The 15,897-nt window shown below is 65.7% G+C and carries 16 protein-coding genes; 11 read left to right on the top strand and 5 right to left on the bottom strand.

Annotated elements, in window-relative coordinates; genetic code table 11:
* The first annotated feature begins 11 nt into the window (after positions 1 to 11).
* Positions 12 to 968: an MBL fold metallo-hydrolase gene (locus tag D6C00_RS15035; protein WP_125182632.1), complete on the top strand. Its 957-nt coding sequence runs from the start codon at positions 12 to 14 to the stop codon at positions 966 to 968.
* Positions 969 to 1,129: 161 nt separating this feature from the next.
* Here D6C00_RS15035 and D6C00_RS15040 read toward each other — a convergent pair whose 3' ends face one another.
* The 4 genes from D6C00_RS15040 to D6C00_RS15055 form a co-directional block, all read right to left on the bottom strand.
* Positions 1,130 to 2,110 carry a Vgb family protein gene (locus D6C00_RS15040; RefSeq protein ID WP_125182633.1) on the bottom strand — a complete coding sequence of 327 codons (981 nt, stop codon included), beginning with the start codon at positions 2,108 to 2,110 and terminating at the stop codon, positions 1,130 to 1,132.
* A gap of 111 nt (positions 2,111 to 2,221) precedes the next feature.
* Positions 2,222 to 3,010, bottom strand: coding sequence for an alpha/beta hydrolase (locus D6C00_RS15045; RefSeq protein ID WP_158675457.1), 789 nt, complete (start codon positions 3,008 to 3,010; stop codon positions 2,222 to 2,224).
* Positions 3,011 to 3,130: 120 nt separating this feature from the next.
* Positions 3,131 to 3,643 (bottom strand): DsrE family protein, encoded by a 513-nt coding sequence (locus tag D6C00_RS15050; RefSeq protein WP_125182635.1) that lies wholly within the window; start codon positions 3,641 to 3,643, stop codon positions 3,131 to 3,133.
* A gap of 118 nt (positions 3,644 to 3,761) precedes the next feature.
* Positions 3,762 to 5,876 (bottom strand): putative bifunctional diguanylate cyclase/phosphodiesterase, encoded by a 2,115-nt coding sequence (locus D6C00_RS15055; RefSeq protein WP_158675458.1) that lies wholly within the window; start codon positions 5,874 to 5,876, stop codon positions 3,762 to 3,764.
* A 298-nt stretch (positions 5,877 to 6,174) separates the two neighbouring features.
* Here D6C00_RS15055 and D6C00_RS15060 point away from each other — a divergent pair, with 298 nt between their 5' ends.
* From D6C00_RS15060 to D6C00_RS15090, 7 genes are all read left to right on the top strand, one after another.
* On the top strand, positions 6,175 to 6,525 hold the full coding sequence (locus tag D6C00_RS15060) for an ArsC family reductase (RefSeq protein ID WP_125182637.1): 351 nt from the start codon (positions 6,175 to 6,177) through the stop codon (positions 6,523 to 6,525).
* The gene (gene dapE / locus D6C00_RS15065; protein WP_125182638.1) at positions 6,522 to 7,652 is read left to right on the top strand and encodes a succinyl-diaminopimelate desuccinylase; all 1,131 of its coding nucleotides are present in this window, start codon (positions 6,522 to 6,524) and stop codon (positions 7,650 to 7,652) included. The genes D6C00_RS15060 and dapE overlap by 4 nt, the downstream gene beginning before the upstream one ends.
* A gap of 18 nt (positions 7,653 to 7,670) precedes the next feature.
* A complete protein-coding gene (locus D6C00_RS15070; protein ID WP_158675459.1) occupies positions 7,671 to 8,579 on the top strand; it encodes a TRAP transporter TatT component family protein in 909 nt (302 codons plus the stop codon).
* Positions 8,580 to 8,638: 59 nt separating this feature from the next.
* A complete protein-coding gene (locus tag D6C00_RS15075; RefSeq protein WP_158675460.1) occupies positions 8,639 to 9,802 on the top strand; it encodes a TRAP transporter substrate-binding protein in 1,164 nt (387 codons plus the stop codon).
* Positions 9,795 to 10,280 (top strand): TRAP transporter small permease, encoded by a 486-nt coding sequence (locus D6C00_RS15080; protein ID WP_125182641.1) that lies wholly within the window; start codon positions 9,795 to 9,797, stop codon positions 10,278 to 10,280. The genes D6C00_RS15075 and D6C00_RS15080 overlap by 8 nt, the downstream gene beginning before the upstream one ends.
* Positions 10,277 to 11,542 carry a TRAP transporter large permease gene (locus tag D6C00_RS15085; RefSeq protein WP_125182642.1) on the top strand — a complete coding sequence of 422 codons (1,266 nt, stop codon included), beginning with the start codon at positions 10,277 to 10,279 and terminating at the stop codon, positions 11,540 to 11,542. The genes D6C00_RS15080 and D6C00_RS15085 overlap by 4 nt, the downstream gene beginning before the upstream one ends.
* Positions 11,543 to 11,776: 234 nt before the next feature.
* Positions 11,777 to 12,136 (top strand): sirohydrochlorin chelatase, encoded by a 360-nt coding sequence (locus D6C00_RS15090; RefSeq protein WP_125182643.1) that lies wholly within the window; start codon positions 11,777 to 11,779, stop codon positions 12,134 to 12,136.
* A 198-nt stretch (positions 12,137 to 12,334) separates the two neighbouring features.
* Here the strand turns inward: D6C00_RS15090 and D6C00_RS15095 are convergent, their stop codons facing one another.
* Positions 12,335 to 13,129, bottom strand: coding sequence for a DUF4197 domain-containing protein (locus tag D6C00_RS15095; protein WP_125182644.1), 795 nt, complete (start codon positions 13,127 to 13,129; stop codon positions 12,335 to 12,337).
* 164 nt (positions 13,130 to 13,293) lie between these two features.
* Here D6C00_RS15095 and D6C00_RS15100 point away from each other — a divergent pair, with 164 nt between their 5' ends.
* The 3 genes from D6C00_RS15100 (at position 13,294) to cmoB (ending at position 15,726) form a co-directional block, all read left to right on the top strand.
* The gene (locus tag D6C00_RS15100; RefSeq protein ID WP_125182645.1) at positions 13,294 to 13,791 is read left to right on the top strand and encodes a YcgN family cysteine cluster protein; all 498 of its coding nucleotides are present in this window, start codon (positions 13,294 to 13,296) and stop codon (positions 13,789 to 13,791) included.
* Positions 13,788 to 14,540, top strand: a complete 753-nt coding sequence (gene cmoA / locus D6C00_RS15105; RefSeq protein WP_125182646.1) for a carboxy-S-adenosyl-L-methionine synthase CmoA — start codon at positions 13,788 to 13,790, stop codon at positions 14,538 to 14,540. Before D6C00_RS15100 ends, cmoA begins: the two co-directional genes overlap by 4 nt.
* Positions 14,541 to 14,733: 193 nt before the next feature.
* The gene (cmoB, locus tag D6C00_RS15110) at positions 14,734 to 15,726 is read left to right on the top strand and encodes a tRNA 5-methoxyuridine(34)/uridine 5-oxyacetic acid(34) synthase CmoB (protein ID WP_125182647.1); all 993 of its coding nucleotides are present in this window, start codon (positions 14,734 to 14,736) and stop codon (positions 15,724 to 15,726) included.
* Positions 15,727 to 15,897: the final 171 nt, after the last annotated feature.

A 15,897-nucleotide genomic window follows, 5' to 3' on the forward strand; every position in this document is an offset into this window, starting at 1 on the left:
TGGAGAATCTCATGTACAGACAAGCTTCGCCGACCCTCACCGGCCTGTTGCTGCTGGCACTGCTGCTGTCTTACGGCGCGGCACATGCCGGCGACATCCTGCCGCCGCCGGAACGCGTCGGCCCCCACAGCTATGCCTGGGTCGGCCCCTACGGCCCGCCGACGCGCGACAACCAGGGCTTCCGGATGAACCTGGGCTTCGTGGTCGGGGAACAGGCCGTGGCCGTGATCGACAGTGGCTATGGCCCGGCGATGGCAGAGGCGATGCTGCAACACATCCGGCGGATCACCGACCGGCCTGTGCGTTACGTCATCAATACCAATTCGCAGCCCCACCGCATCATGGGCAACCCGGTGTTCCGCCGCCAGGGGGCGCGCATCCTGGCGGCCGAGGCGGCCGTCGCCCGCATGCGGGACAGCGGGCAGCAGTTCGCCGCGACCGTTGCCCGGGTGCTGGAGCGCGATCCGGCGGACATCCCGATTCCCCGGGTGCCGGATGAACTCCTATCGGAATCCCGGACGATCGATCTCGGTGATCAGGTACAAGTCACGGTCAGGCCGGTCGGTCACGCGCACACGGCGGGCAGCAGCATCGTGGAAGTGAGGCCCGACGGGGTGGTGTTTGCCGGTGACGTGCTGTACCGCGGCCGGTTGCTGGCGCTGCTGCCGGTCAGCCGGCTGGAGGGCTGGATTACCAGCTATGACATGCTGCGTGACTATCCGCAGGCTACCCTGTTCGTGCCGGGGCATGGGGAGCCCGGTCCGCTGGCGGCCTTCGAACAGCCCACCTACGCCTATCTCACCACCCTGCGCGATCACATGGCGGCAGCGGCGCAGGAATGGATCGGCCTGGATGAGGCCATCGACGGCCTGGATCAATCCGACTGGCGGGAGCTGGCGGACTTCGAAGCGCTGGCCGGGCGCAACGCGCATCAGGCCTATCTGGAGTTCGAAGGTTCCGACTTCTAAGGAAGCTCTGATCAATCCGTCATGCCGGCGGAGGCCGGCATCCATGTGTCTGATCCCACTGGATCCCGGCCGGAGCCTATGCCGGCGCAGGCCGGTACCGGGATGACGAAAAGGGAATTAATCAGAGACTCCCTGACCTGCCGGATCGCATCGGGCCATGCTCACTCCGGCAGGTCGGCGCGGCCCAGATTGTTGGTGTCGGTGCCGAACCAGAGGGCATTGCGCTGTTTATCGTAGACCATGTGCCGCACACTGCCCGCGCCGCCGGGAATGTCGGTGCTGCTGAAGAATTCCCCGGTTTCGGGGTCGAAGCCGACCAGGCGGTTGGGATCGGGATGGGTCTCGACGAACCAGATGCGCCCTGCGGCATCGGCGGCCATGGCGTAGGGACCGGCCTCCCGTGCCGGGCTGTGGCGCCACTCCTCGAACTCACCGGTCTCCGGGTCGTACAGGCCCAGGTAACCCTCGGCGTAGTCCACGTACCAGATGCCGCGGTCGGTGATGGCGATGCGGCGCGGCCGGGCGTCCTCGCGTGGCAGCTCGATCTCGGTCAGTTCCATGTCCGGGGTGATCCGCGCCAGCTTGTGGGTTCCGAGCAGTACGACCCAGACGGTATCCCGGTCATCGATGGCGATGCCGTAGGGCCGGGCCCTGGGCGTGGGCACATCCACATGACCAACATCACCGCTGGCGCGATCATAGCGGCCGATCTGGTTGGCCCACTGGGCGGTGAACCAGAGCCGGCCCCGGGAATCCTCGTACAGGGTATGCGGGTCCTTGAGCTCGCCCTCCGGCATGTCGATGCGCTCGATGGCGCCGCTGCCGGGATCGATCCGGCCCAGGTGGGCGTCCCGGTTACCCGTGTACCAGATCTGCCGGTCACGGGTGATATAGACGGTATGCGGGCCGGCACCCTGTGGGAGATCGTAACGCTTGAAGGCTTCAGTCTCCGGGTCGAACACCGCCGCATAGTCGCCGGTCTGGCCGACGAACCAGACGCGGCCGTCGGCGGCCACCGCCGGGTCCCGCGGCCGGGTATCGGGCCACTCGACCCGCCATTGCTCGATTTCGACCGAGGCTTCCTGTGCCCCCGCCGGGCTGAGCGCAAACATCAGCAGCAGACTCAACAGGAATCGGGACATCGGTTCTTCTCCCCGCCGTTTCAGGTTCAGGAACAGGTTTTACAGCATATTGTGACCGCACAGAGGGTTCCAGGTTCCTGCCGCCGTCGGCGGGTCAGGCCGAGCCTCAGATCAGGGCTGCGCGTGCCCGAGCAGAAAATCCGTGGCCTGGTTCCAGAAGCCGGCACCCGGAGACAGATCCAGCCCGTTGTGGGTGGCCCGGGCCTGAACCCAGCGCCGCTTCGGGCCCTCATAGGCCTGGTACAGTTCTCGCCCGAGCCGGGCCGGGACGATCTCGTCCCGGCCCGCAAGCAGGACGGCGACCGGGCCGTGGTAACCACGCAGCGCCGCCACCGTGTCGTAGCGCTCGCGCAGCAGCCAACGCACCGGCAGGTAGGGGAAATGCACGCGGCCGACGTCGGCCAGCCGGGTGAAGGGGGTGATCAGGATCAGGCCCGCAATACGCTTCGGATACCTGCCCGCCAGGGCAGCGGCAACGCCGCCACCGAGCGACTCGCCGAGCAGAAAGATCCGCTCCTCGCCGTTCGCGACGAGTTCCCCGACAGCGGCATCGGCCGCCGCGAGGATCTGCTTCTCGCCCGGCTGCCCGTCCCGCGCGCCATAGCCCGGATATTCGAACAGGGAAACCGTCTGCCACGGGGATCCGGCGAGGGAGAACAGGGCCTCGGCATAGTAGGTACGGTCCAGGGCATGGCCGGCATTGCCGTGGAATACGACGAGATGGCGCCCCCTGCCCTCTGCGGTGGGCCGGCCTTCGCCGCGCAGGGTCCACCCGATCAGCGCCCCACGCCGGTCGTACCAGGGCTCGGCGCCCTGGCTCTGCGCCTGCCGCAGCAGGTGGGACAGATCCTCCCGCACCGGATAGTAGATCAGGTTGCGCTGACAGGCAGCCAATACCATGAGCAGTCCCAGACAGATCCCTGCCCCGGGCATGAGGACAGCGAGGACGCGGCTGTTACATGCACGCATGCCGGTCGATCCGTCCCAACCACCGGCCGGGCACATTCAATCCCGGGGACCTCACTCGATCTTGATATAGGCGAAGCCCTCCTGCTGCAGTTCGGCGATCCGCACCACGCCCGACTGGACCATTTCCACGCCGGCATAGAGATCGTCCTCCGCAAGGCCGATCTCGGAGCGGGTGATATTGCACAGTTCCAGCTTCACGCCATGCACGTCGGCCAGACTGCGCAGTCGGCCCTTCAGGTTGTCGCGGCGCTCACGCAGCGCGGCATCCGCCGCGAAGGGCGTGTCGGCCAGTGCGTCGTCGGTCAGGAAACGGATACCGTGGGCGACGAAGACGATCCGGACATCGTAGTCGCGCAGGTCGCTCTTGTAGGTGGTGATCATGTTGTTGATGCTGGTCAGCATGGCGCTGAAGCGGCGGGGGTCGGAATAATCGGCGTGATAGACCACCTTCGCCTCGGCCTGCGCCGGGGCCACCGGCGCCAGCCAGCCGGCGGCGACGAGCAGGGCCGCAGCCATCCACAGGGCTGCGGAAACCCGGCCGGTAAACCTTCCTGCTACGGACATGGCACACCTCCTGAATCGGAACACTTCAGATTCAGTGTAGCAGTGCCATCCGGGCCTGCATTGCGGCCCACGTTGTCCACGGGATCAGGAACAGAAAGGAGAGGGGGGAAGGGAAGACTCAGAAAGCCGGTTCGAGCATGCGCAGGCGCAGGTCCTCGCGCGAGTCGGTGAGCAGGCGCTGGATGGCCCCGCCGGGCATGGGGCGGCTGAACAGAAAGCCCTGCGCCTCGTGACAGCCGTGTTCACGCAGGAAGGCCAGCTGCTCGTAGGTTTCCACGCCCTCGGCCATGACCCGCATGTCCAGGGTCTGGCCCAGGGTGATGACGGTGCGGGCGATGGCCGCGCCGTCGGGCTTGTGGATGTCGCGCACGAAGGACTGGTCCAGCTTGATCTTGTTGATCGGGAAGCGGGTGAGGTAGCTCAGCGAGGAATAGCCGGTGCCGAAATCGTCCACCGACACCTCCACCCCCAGCTCGCGCAGCCGGCGCAGGGTGGAGATGGTGGTGTCGGCATCACGCATGATCAGGCTTTCGGTCAGCTCGATCTCCAGCAGCTGCGGATCCACGCCGCTGGAGTGCAGCGCGTGCATGATCGAATCCAGCAGGTGGCGATGACGGAACTGCACCGGCGAGATGTTCACCGCCACCCGCACCGGTGGCAGCCCGGCCGCCTGCCACTCGGTGACCTGGCGGCAGGCCTCGAACAGTACCCACTGGCCGATCTCCATGATCAGACCGGTGCTCTCAGCCACCGGGATGAACTCGGCCGGTGAGATGGCGCCGCGCTCGCGCTGGTTCCAGCGCAGCAGCGCCTCGACCCCGATCACCTGGCCGGAATCGATCGACAGCTGGGGCTGGAAATGCAGGGTGAATTCGTTGCGCTGCAGCGCCAGGCGCAGGTCGCGCTCGATGGTCGCCCGGCGCTGGACGATGCGGTTGAGTTCGGCGACATAGAACTGGAACCGGTTGCGGCCCTCGCGCTTGGCCTTGTACATGGCCAGGTCGGCATTCTTCAGTAACTCGTCGGCGTTGTGGTGATCGTCGAAGGGATACAGGGTCAAGCCGATGCTGATGGCCGAATGAATCTCGTGGTTGTCGATGATGATCGGCTGGCTGACGGTATCCACGATCCGCTCGGCCAGTTCGGCGGCATCCTCCACCGAATGCATGCTGGTCTGGATCACGCCGAACTCGTCGCCGCCGAAGCGGGCCACGGTGTCGGTCTCGCGGGTGCAGGCCACGATGCGGGCGGAAACCTCCTTGAGCAGGCGATCCCCCACGGCGTGACCGAGGGTGTCGTTGACGTCCTTGAAGTTGTCCATGTCCAGGAACATCACTGCGATCAGGGTCTCGGAACGGCGCGCCTGGGCCATGGACTGCAGCAGCCGGTCGCGGAACAGGGCCCGGTTGGGCAGGCCGGTGAGCATGTCGTAATGGGCCAGGTACTGGGCCTGGTAGGCGGCATCGGAGCGGCGGTTGCTGTCGCGGGCGACGATCAGCACCGAGCGGATCTGACCGTGGGCATCGAACAGCGGGGAGCAGCGCGTCTCCACCCGCAGGCGTTCACCCCGGGTATCGCGGATGTCGAACTCGTAATTGACCGGCTCGCCGCTGATGGCCCGGCGCGCCAGCAATACGAAACGCTTCTGGTGATGCGGGGCGACATAATGCATGAGACTGTTGCCGATCACCTCGTTGGCATCGCGGCAGCTCAGCAGGCCCAGACCGGCCGGATTGATCTCGATGATGCGGCCCTCGGCATCCACCACCAGCACGCCTTCCATGTCGGTCTCGACCAGACGGCGCAGCAACTGTTCGCGTTCATGCAGCCGGGTCTGGATCTCGCGCCGTTCGGTCACGTCCAGCCAGGCACCCTTGACCTGGCAGTCCCCGTCGACCTGCGGATCACACAACCGGCGGTGATCCCGGATCCAGCGGTAGCCGGTGTTGCGGAAACGGAAGCGGTATTCGGTGTAGATCTCCCTGCGCTTGCCCAGGCGGGCGAAGCTGACCTGTACCCGTTCCAGGTCATCGGGATGGATATGTTCGGTCCACCAGGCGGGATCGCAGGCCTCCTCCGGCCGGAACCCCATCAGGGCCCAGAGATTGGTGCTGACCCAGTCCACACACAGGGCACGCGAGCGGGGATCGTGGCTGCCGCTGTAGAGGACAGCGGGAGAGGCCTGTAGTAAGGTATCGAGCTGGGAAAAATCCGCTGCGACCGTGTCAGGCATCTGGCTGGAATCTGGCATTATTTCGGACCCGAAGCTGTGAGCTGGCCGGACACTGGTCCCTGTCCGTTATTCTTGGAACGGGGTCGGTCAGGACCGCCCCGCCGCGTTTTATGCTGCCGGTGCCGGGCCGCCTGCAGTCTGCTTCCGCTGACCGGCCCTCTTCCGTCAATTTGTCGACTTATTCTCGAAAACCTTTACAGGGAATTTACCCTGGTCATCCCTGGTCATCCCGGAGACTTTTCCCTCCGGCGGATTTGAGAGACAATGGACATATTTCTCATAAACTTAGCCGGCATTCATGAAAACAACATTATATGGAATCAAATCCTGCGACACGGTGCGTAAGGCGCGCCGGTACCTGGACGAGCACGGGATCGAGTACCGTTTCCACGATTTCCGCGCCGATGGCCTGAGCCCGGCCCGGGTCGATGACTGGCTGCGTCAACTCGAGCCCGAAGCCCTGCTCAACCGCCGCAGCACCAGCTGGCGCCAGCTGACCGAGGCCCAGCGCGCCGATCTCAGCCCGGCCGCGGTGAAAGCCCTGGTGCTGGACAACCCGACCCTGATCAAGCGCCCGGTGCTGGAGCTCGGCCACCGCATCGAGGTGGGCTTCAGCCCCGAACGCTACCAGACATTGCTGGGCTCATGAGCGCGACCACCCTGGACCTGGCCCGCGACCTGATCAGTCGCACCTCGGTCACACCGGAGGACGCCGGCTGTCAGGCCCTGATGGCGGACTACCTGGCCGCGCGCGGTTTCGACATCACCCCCCTGCCCTTCGGCGAGGTCAGCAATCTGTGGGCCCGGCGCGGTGACACCGGACCGTTGTTCGTGTTCGCCGGCCACACCGACGTGGTGCCGACCGGCCCGCTCGCGGCCTGGAACAGTCCGCCCTTCGAACCCACGGAGCGCGACGGCTGGCTCTACGGCCGCGGCGCGGCCGACATGAAGGGCAGTCTGGCCGCCATGCTCACGGCAGTGGACCGTTTCCTGGCCGCACATCCCGAACCGGCCGGCTCCATCGCCTTTCTCATCACCAGCGACGAGGAAGGCCCCTCGATCGACGGCACGGTCAGGGTGGTCGATTGGCTGCAGGCGCAGGGAACACGGATCGACTGGTGCCTCGTGGGCGAACCCTCCAGCAGCGAGCAGGTGGGTGACGTAATGAAGAACGGCCGCCGCGGTTCACTGTCGGGCGAGCTGCGGGTCAAGGGCATCCAGGGCCATGTCGCCTATCCGCACCTGGCCCGCAACCCGGTGCACCAGGCCGCGCCGGCACTGACCGAGCTGTGCACCACCGAATGGGACGCGGGCAATGACCACTTTCCGCCCACCACCTTTCAGATATCCAACATCCATGCCGGCACCGGGGCGACCAATGTCATCCCCGGCGAGCTGACGGTGCTGTTCAACTTCCGCTATTCCACCGAATCCGACGCCGACGGCCTGACGCGGCGGGTCCGGGAACTGCTGGACCGGCACGGGCTTGAATACGAGCTGGACTGGACCCACTCCGGCGCGCCCTTCCTCACCCCGGCCGGCGAGCTGGTCGAGGCGGCGCGCGCGGCGGTACGCGAACGCTGCGGCTTCGAACCGCAGCTGTCCACCAGCGGCGGGACTTCGGACGGCCGCTTCATCGCCCCGACCGGGGCCCAGGTCTTGGAACTGGGGCCGGTCAATGCGACCATCCATAAGGTCAACGAATGCGTGCGCTGCGACGATCTGGAGCGGCTGTCAGAACTCTACGAAACGATCCTGATCAGGCTGTTCGCCTGAGGCGGGATGGAGGCGACAATGGGAAACCCTGGGAGCCTGTCGGATTTGAGCGGCAACCGGCTGCGATCACTGCCCGCGTTACTTGCGCTGTTCGTGCTGATGTCCGGCGGCTGTTCCATGAATCAGCTGGTGGTCCGCTCCTCCATGGGCCTGATGGAGGAAAGCATCCGGGCCATGCACCGCGAGACCGATCTGGAACTGGCCCGCGCGGCCATGCCGGCCAACCTGAAGATGCTGGAAGGCATGATCGAGGCCGATCCCGGCAATGCCCGGCTGCGGGTCCATGCCGCCGAGGGCTATTACGGCTACAGCTTCGCCTTTGTCGAGCCGGATGATCCGGAACGCGCCGCCGGCCTCTACGCGCGTTGCCGCGACTACGGCGCCGCGGCGCTGGCACGGACGGGGTTCGATCACGACCTGACCGGCACACCGCTGCGCGAACTCGAGCAGGCCCTGCAGCAGACCGACTCAGGCCAGGTCCCGGCCCTGTTCTGGACCGCTTCCTGCTGGGCCAAGCATATCGACCTCAACCGCGACGACCCGCGCAGCATCGCCCGCCTGGGCCGTGCCGCAGCCCTGATGCAGCGGGTGCTGGAACTGGACCCGGACTACTATCACGGTGGCCCGCACCTGTTCTTCGGCGTCTACTACGGCAGCCGGCCGCCCATGCTGGGCGGCGACCCGGAACGTTCCCGGGAACATTTCGAAGCGGCCCGCGCCAGCAGCGACGACCGCCTGCTGCTGGCCAATGTGCTGCAGGCCGAGTTCCTCGACCGTCAGCTCATGGACCGCGATGCTTTCCATGAACGCCTGACCGGGGTGCTGGACACAGCGGTCGCGGACGGCCCCTCGCAGCTGGCCTTCATCAATCAGGTTGCCCGCGAACGCGCCCGCTGGCTACTGACGCACGAAGACGAATGGTTCTGATGCCCTGGAAACGAAACCCGCCAACAAAGGTACCGCCGATGTATTCACAGAAGGCTTCCTTGTACCCGTCACCCCGGCGCAGCGCCTGTGCCGGACTCGATCCGGTACCGGGATCCAGTGGGTTGTTCAGCGATGGCGGGATCCTGGATCCCGGCCTGCGCCGGGATGACGGCCTGCTGATGAGGCTCATGACGGGAATGGTTCTGCTGTTCCTGGCAATGACTGTCGGCAGTGCCGTTCAGGCCGCCGACCACACCCTGAAATTCGCCACCCTGGCCCCGCCCGGATCGACCTGGATGAACCTGCTGGAGGACTGGGGCCGGGAGGTGGAACAGCGCAGCGGGGGGCGGCTGGAGCTGAAGTTCTATCCCGGCGGTGTGCAGGGCGACGAGCCGGACGTGCTGCGCAAGATCCGCTACCGCCAGCTCGACGGGGCGGCGCTGACCGGCTACGGCATCGGCAGCATCCATTCCCCGGCGCGGGTGCTGGAGTTTCCCTTCCTGTTCGACAGCCACGAGGAAATCGATCATGTCCGCGCCGAGCTGATGCCGGAGATCGAGGAAGGCTTCCGCGCCGGCGGCTATGAGCTGCTGGGCTGGATGGAGGTCGGCTTCGTCTATTTCTTCTCCCAGCACCGGATCGACAGCTTCGAGGATCTGCAGGAGCGCCGCATCTGGCTGTGGCAGGGCGACCCGCTGGGCCAGGCCATGTTCCGCGCCGGCGACCTGGCCCCGGTGCCGCTGTCCATCACCGATGTGTACACCAGCCTGTCCACCGGCCTGATCGACACCGTCTACTGCACGCCGCTCGCAGCCATTGCCCTGCAGTGGCACACCCGGCTCGATTACATGAGCCAGCTGCCCATGGCCAACGGCATCGGTGCCCTGGTGGTCGCCAGCCGCTTCTTCGACCAGCTCCCCCCCGACCTGCGGCAGCTGCTGCGTGAAACCGGTGCACAGGCGAGCCGCGAACTGATCCGCGCCACCCGCGAGGACAACGCCACCAGCCTGGACGTGCTGCGCGAGGAAGGCATGGAGTTCGTCATGCCGCCGGAGTCGCTGGACCGGGACGCGCTGCTGGCGCTGCGCGACCAGGCCGCGGCCCGGTTGACCGAGGACAGCTATATCCCGCGCTCACTGTACGAACGAACCCGCGAACTGCTGACCGAATATCGCGTCCAGGACGACGACCCGGCGGTCACCGACAACGGCAAGCATGACTGACAGCCTGCAGCGGCTGCGCCGCCTGCTCGTCCGGCTCGAGACAGGCATGGCCAGCCTCAGTCTGCTGCTGCTGATTCTGCTGAGCCTGGGTCAGATCGTCGCCCGTAACTTCTTCGACACCGGTCTGCCGCTGGCCGACAGCCTGACCCGCTACCTGGTCCTGTACGTCACCTTCTTCGGCGCGGCGCTGGCCGCCGACGGCGACCGCCACATCAAGATCGATGTCGTCTGCGCCTGGCTGTCCAGCCCCTGGCGTGCGCACCTGTTCCGCCCCCTGCAGGCGCTCGGGGCGCTGATCTGCCTGCTGCTGTTCCAGGCCGCGCTGCGCTTCTGGCGTGACGAATGGCACTACGCCGCCGATCATGAGCGCTGGCAGGCGCTGCTCAACCTGGTCATCCCGGTCGGCTTCGGCCTGCTGTGCCTGCATTTTCTGATCGGCCTGCTGCTGGGACCACAGCGGACGGAGGCCCAGCCGTGACCGCTGCCGTGGTGCTGGCACTGATCCTGCTGGCCGCGCTGGGGCTGCCGCTGTTCGTGGTGCTCGGCGCCGGTGGCCTCTATGCCACCGGGCAGATGGAACTGGATCCGATCGTGCTCATCGTCGAGCTGAACCGGCTGGCCAGTTCGCCCAATCTCACCGCCATCCCCATGTTCACCTTCGCCGGCGTGGTGCTGGCCGCCGGCGGCGCGCCGCAGCGCCTGATCCGGCTGTTCAATTCCCTGTTCGGCTGGCTGCCCGGCGGTCTGGCCGCGGTCGCGCTCACGGCCTGCGCCTTCTTCACCGCCTTCTCCGGCGCCTCCGGCGTGACCATCCTGGCGCTGGGCGGGCTGCTCTATCCCATGCTCAGCTGCCAGGGCTACCGCGAGCGCTTCTGCCTGGGGCTGCTGACCTCCTCCGGCTCGCTGGGCCTGCTGTTCCCGCCCAGCCTGGCCATCCTGCTCTACGGCATCGTCGCCGGCGTGAACATCGACGAGCTGTTCCTGGCCGGGATTGTGCCCGGCACCCTGCTGCTGGTCATGCTGCTGCTCTACAGCGTCTTCATGGGCTGCAAGTGCAGCGTGCCGCGCCAGAGCTTTTCCATCCCCGAACTGCTACGCGCCGTGCGCGCCGGCATCTGGGACATCCTGCTGCCGGTGGGCATCGTGGTCGGCATCTTCGGCGGCTATGTCACCGTCAACGAAGCCGCCGCCTGCACCGCCGCCTATGTGCTCGCCCTGGAGTCACTCATCTTCCGCAACATCAACCCGGCGCGTCAGCTGCTGCCGCTGCTGCGCGACACCAGCCTGCTGGTGGGCAGCATCCTGATCATCCTGGCCGCGGCCATGGGCCTGACCAACCTGCTGGTCGACGCCCAGGTGCCGATGCAGCTGCTGGCCTGGGTGAAAACGCACGTGGATTCGCAGCTGGAGTTCCTGCTGCTGCTGAACCTGTTCCTGCTGATCGTGGGCGCGATGATGGACATCTTCTCCGCCATCGTCGTGATCACGCCTCTGATCCTGCCGCTGGCGGCCCAGTTCGGCGTCAACCCGGTGCACCTGGGCATCATCATGCTGGCCAACCTGGAGATCGGCTACAGCACGCCGCCGGTGGGCATCAACCTGTTCATCGCCAGCCAGCGCTTCGGCAAGCCGATTTTGCTGCTGTTCCGGGCGGCCCTGCCTTTTCTCGCCATCATGCTGGTGTGGCTGCTGATCATCACCTACAACCCGGTGCTGTCGCTGTGGTGGCAGAAAGGGTGATCAATACCACTGCGTAGGTCGGGTTAGCGGCAGCGTAACCCGACAACACGGCGGCGAACCGCGCCGGGTTACGCCCTACCGGGCTAACCCGACCTACGATTTTCACGAATAGGCGGCATCAATGGAATGTCACGGTAATTTTACCCCGCCCCCCGATATCCCCAGCCGCAGACCGTTTTTTCCCGCCCCGGCTTCAGGTATCTTCAGGACTGGAATCCATCGGGAATCGAGCCTATGAAAGCCCTGCTGATCGTGGCCCACGGCAGCCGCCGCGCCGCCTCCAATGACGAAGTCCGGGAACTGACCGCCCGCATACGGAACCTGGCGGGTGAGCGCTTCGGGCAGGTCGACTGCGCCTTCCTGGAACTGGCCGAACCCTCCATCCCGGACGGCATCGAGTGCTGTGTGCGCAACGGCGCCGACGAGGTGGTGGTGCTGCCCTATTTCCTGTCCGCCGGCCGGCATGTCATCAGCGACATCCCCGGCGAGGTGGAGGGCAAGCAGCAGGAATATCCCGACGTGAACATCCACATCGTCCCCTATCTGGGTTCGGCCGAGACCATCCCCGAGCTGATGCTGCAGCTGGCGTCCTGAATACTCAGGTCCGGAGCTGTAGACGCAGAGGACGTAGAGACGCCATCACCCTCCGTAACAGAGCCGTCATCCCGGCGAAGGCCGGGATCCAGTGACCACAGCGGTATCTGGATCCCCGCCTTCGCGGGGATGACGGTAGTGGGTAGGCTGTCGCAATTCATGTAATGATCGGATCAATACCGTCCAGGCTCGAGTAACCTACCGGTCGAAATAGCCGAACACGCCCTTGAGCAGCTCCGTGGTCCGGGCCGCGGGCTGCTCCCGGATCTTCTGTTCCTCCTCCGCCAGCTTCAGGAACAGGCCATCCAGGGTCCGGTCGGTGACATAGGCGTCCAGGTCCAGGCTGTCCCGGTTCATGAAGGAATCCATGATCCCGGCCCGGGAAACCAGTTGCTTGTAGCGGGAGGTGACACCGACCCGGTCCATGTTCTCGGCCACGATCGGCCGGATGACGCTGCTCAGCCGATCGGAGGAATGCTCACGGAAATACTGCGTCGCGGCGTCCGGTTCCCCCTGGACGATGTCACGGGCATCGCTGACCGACAGGCCCTTGATGGTATCGATGAAGATCTCACGGGTCTGCGGTACTGCCTGTTCGGCGGCACGGTTCATGGACTGGATGAACTCGTCGGCATAGCGGTCCTGTCCCAGCCGCCGCAGCACCGACTCGGCCGTGCGCAGTTCCTGCGGCATCGGGATCCGCACCTGTTCGTCCCGGAGATAGCCGCCCTCCTGCCCGAGCGTGGCGATGGCCCGCTGCACCCCGACCTGCAGCGCCTCCAGCACGCCCCGGGTCATGGTCTGAGCGTCCGGCATGGCCGCCGTCTCCGTGGCCGTGGCTGCCGGCGCGTCCCGGGCAGCATCCTGCCCCTGGTCTTCATCGCCGCCCAGCACCCCCTTCAACATGTCCTGCCAGCCGGCCCGGGCCGGTGCGCTGAGCAGGCCCGCGGCCATGACAACGGCGAGACAGTGGGACAGTAACGATCGATTCATCTCTCTTCCCTCCCGGCCGGAACAGCCTGGAAATTCCCTGGCGCCAGGCGCAAGTATAGCCCCTGTCGCGCGTATCCGGAGGACGCCCCGGCGGACTGCGGGCAGAGGGACTTTGGCGTATAATGGTCGCGCCGGATATTCACGGCGAGGCCTGCACCTGACCCATGACCGACGACACCCCCTTCTGGCAACGCAAGCCCCTGGACGAGATGACCCGCGCGGAATGGGAATCCCTCTGCGACGGCTGCGGGCTGTGCTGCCTGATCAAGTTCGAGGATATCGACACCGGCGAGTTGATCTATTCCAACATCGTCTGCCGCCACTTCGACGACCAGACCTCATTGTGCCAGTGCTATGACGAGCGCTCACGGAAGGTGCCCGACTGCTGGACACTGACGCCGGAGAATATCCACGAACTGACCTGGCTGCCCGAGACCTGCGCCTACCGCCTGCTGCGCGACGGCGAGAACCTGGCCTGGTGGCACCCGCTGGTCTCGGGCGATCAGAACACTGTGCACGAGGCCGGTATCGGCATCCGTCACAACTGCATCAGCGAAGAGCACGTACACGTCGACGACTGGCAGACCTTCTTCGACGAAATGACCGCCGAGGAAGAGGAAGACGCACCGGACCAGCCGGACACCTCGACCGGCCGCGCATGAGCCAGGGCAAGGACAGCCTGTTCGCCGGCGAAGCGTCCATGATCGTCGACTTCGCCTTCGATGAGCGGGTCGCCGCCGTCTTCCCCGACATGATCCGCCGCTCGGTCCCCGGCTACAGCGAGATTGTCACTCTCACCGGTCTGCTGGGCCGGCGCTATACCGCCCCCGGCTCCAACATCTATGATCTCGGCTGTTCGCTGGGCGCGACCACCCTGGCGCTGCGCCGGCAGATCCCGCACGCCGACTGCCGTATCATCAGCGTGGACAACGCCGAGGCCATGGCCGGCCAGTGCCGCGCCCATGTCGAGGCCGATCCCGGCACGATCCCGGTGGAGGTACGCTGCGCCGACATCCGCGAAGTGGCAATCGACAACGCCTCGCTGGTGGTGCTCAACTTCACCCTGCAGTTCCTGCCGCCGGAGGAACGCCTGCCGCTGCTGGAGCGCATCCATGCCGGCCTGCGCGATGACGGCGTGCTGGTGCTGTCGGAAAAGCTCGATTTCGCCAATGATCTCAGCCAGGCCTTCCATACCGATCTGCATCTCGACTTCAAGCGCGCCAACGGCTATTCCGATCTGGAGATCAGCCGCAAGCGCAGCGCACTGGAACAGGTGCTGGTGCCCGACACCCTGGAACAGCACCGCGAACGGCTGAGCTGGGCCGGGTTCGAGTGGGTCGAGCCCTGGTTTCAGTGTTTCAATTTCGTTTCGCTGGTGGCCTTCAGGCAGCGGCCGGATCTGCCTGTGTGAATCAATGGCCACGGAAAACACGGAAAGCACGGAAATATGTAGGTCGGGTTAGCGCAGCGTAACCCGACGGGAGGCGATAGACTAAACATCGTTTGATATGACAGGCAACAAAGTCGGGTTACGCCCTTCGGGCTAACCCGACCTACAAATCTTGTTCTTTAATATGTCCGTGCTTTCCGTGTTTTCCGTGGCCATGAATCAGACAACATTCAACCTCGACCTCGCCCCTCTGACCAGCGCCCTGCAGGACACCCCACTGGCCGCCTGGGCCGAAGCCCTGCCGCAAACGCTCGCCCTGCGCCTGGCACCGGACAGCCACGGTGACCTGCCCGCCTGGCTGGCGGCCATCGATGCCCTCCCCCACATCCGCGCCCGGCAGATCGATCTGAACGCCCCCTGCATCCGCATCGGCGCGCCGGACGAAATCAACGCCGACACGCGTGAGCAGATCGAAGCCGCATTGCGGCAACTGCATCCCTGGCGCAAGGGGCCGTTCGATGTCTTCGGCATCCACATCGACACCGAATGGCGCTCGGACTGGAAGTGGGACCGCATCGTCCGGCACCTCGCGCCGCTGGCCGGACGCCGGGTGCTGGACGTGGGCAGCGGCAACGGCTACTTCGCCCTGCGCATGATCGGAGCCGGCGCAGCGCTGGTGGTGGCCATCGATCCCATGCGGCTGTTCCTGATGCAGTTCGAGGCCCTGCGCCGCTTCCACGACACGGGCCGGGCCTGCGTCCTGCCGCTGGGTATCGAGGACTTCCCCGAGCGCAGCGAAACCTTCGACACCGTCTTTTCCATGGGCGTGCTCTACCACCGCCGCTCGCCGCTGGATCACCTCTATCAGCTGCGCGAAGCCCTGCGCCCCGGCGGCGAGCTGGTGCTGGAAACCCTGGTCATCCCCGGCGGTACCGGCCAGGTCCTGGTGCCGGAGGGCCGCTATGCGCGCATGCGCAATGTCTGGTTCATCCCCACCGTGGCGGAGCTGGAACGCTGGCTGGCGCGCTGCGGCCTGCGCGACATTCGCTGCGTGGACGAGAGCCCCACCACGCTGGAGGAGCAACGCAGCACCGACTGGATGCAATTCGAGTCCCTGGCCCGGTCGCTGGACCCGGCCGACCCGACCCGCACCGTCGAAGGCTATCCCGCACCGCGCCGGGCGGTGCTGATCGCCCGGCGGCCTTGAATAGATCAAGAGCGCCACGGAATACACGGAAAGCACGGACGTTATTGAGGGTAAGCCTGAGAACCCATAAAGACTTTCCCGTCATTCCGGCCTGCGCCGGAATGACGGACAATAAGTCAGGCGAAGCCTATATAAGGCTTTCGCAATCATATTTTCCGTGATTTCCGTGTA

Source organism: Thiohalobacter thiocyanaticus (genome assembly GCF_003932505.1).
GTDB lineage: Bacteria > Pseudomonadota > Gammaproteobacteria > Thiohalobacterales > Thiohalobacteraceae > Thiohalobacter > Thiohalobacter thiocyanaticus.

What these genes read in the sequence shown, in the direction of transcription:
- D6C00_RS15035 (WP_125182632.1), top strand. Translation starts at nt 12, where the DNA reads ATGTACAGACAAGCTTCGCCGACCCTCACCGGCCTGTTGCTGCTGGCA.
- D6C00_RS15040 (WP_125182633.1), bottom strand. Translation starts at nt 2,110, where the DNA reads ATGTCCCGATTCCTGTTGAGTCTGCTGCTGATGTTTGCGCTCAGCCCG.
- D6C00_RS15045 (WP_158675457.1), bottom strand. Translation starts at nt 3,010, where the DNA reads ATGGTATTGGCTGCCTGTCAGCGCAACCTGATCTACTATCCGGTGCGG.
- D6C00_RS15050 (WP_125182635.1), bottom strand. Translation starts at nt 3,643, where the DNA reads ATGTCCGTAGCAGGAAGGTTTACCGGCCGGGTTTCCGCAGCCCTGTGG.
- D6C00_RS15055 (WP_158675458.1), bottom strand. Translation starts at nt 5,876, where the DNA reads ATGCCTGACACGGTCGCAGCGGATTTTTCCCAGCTCGATACCTTACTA.
- D6C00_RS15060 (WP_125182637.1), top strand. Translation starts at nt 6,175, where the DNA reads ATGAAAACAACATTATATGGAATCAAATCCTGCGACACGGTGCGTAAG.
- dapE (WP_125182638.1), top strand. Translation starts at nt 6,522, where the DNA reads ATGAGCGCGACCACCCTGGACCTGGCCCGCGACCTGATCAGTCGCACC.
- D6C00_RS15070 (WP_158675459.1), top strand. Translation starts at nt 7,671, where the DNA reads ATGGGAAACCCTGGGAGCCTGTCGGATTTGAGCGGCAACCGGCTGCGA.
- D6C00_RS15080 (WP_125182641.1), top strand. Translation starts at nt 9,795, where the DNA reads ATGACTGACAGCCTGCAGCGGCTGCGCCGCCTGCTCGTCCGGCTCGAG.
- D6C00_RS15090 (WP_125182643.1), top strand. Translation starts at nt 11,777, where the DNA reads ATGAAAGCCCTGCTGATCGTGGCCCACGGCAGCCGCCGCGCCGCCTCC.
- D6C00_RS15095 (WP_125182644.1), bottom strand. Translation starts at nt 13,129, where the DNA reads ATGAATCGATCGTTACTGTCCCACTGTCTCGCCGTTGTCATGGCCGCG.
- D6C00_RS15100 (WP_125182645.1), top strand. Translation starts at nt 13,294, where the DNA reads ATGACCGACGACACCCCCTTCTGGCAACGCAAGCCCCTGGACGAGATG.
- cmoA (WP_125182646.1), top strand. Translation starts at nt 13,788, where the DNA reads ATGAGCCAGGGCAAGGACAGCCTGTTCGCCGGCGAAGCGTCCATGATC.
- cmoB (WP_125182647.1), top strand. Translation starts at nt 14,734, where the DNA reads ATGAATCAGACAACATTCAACCTCGACCTCGCCCCTCTGACCAGCGCC.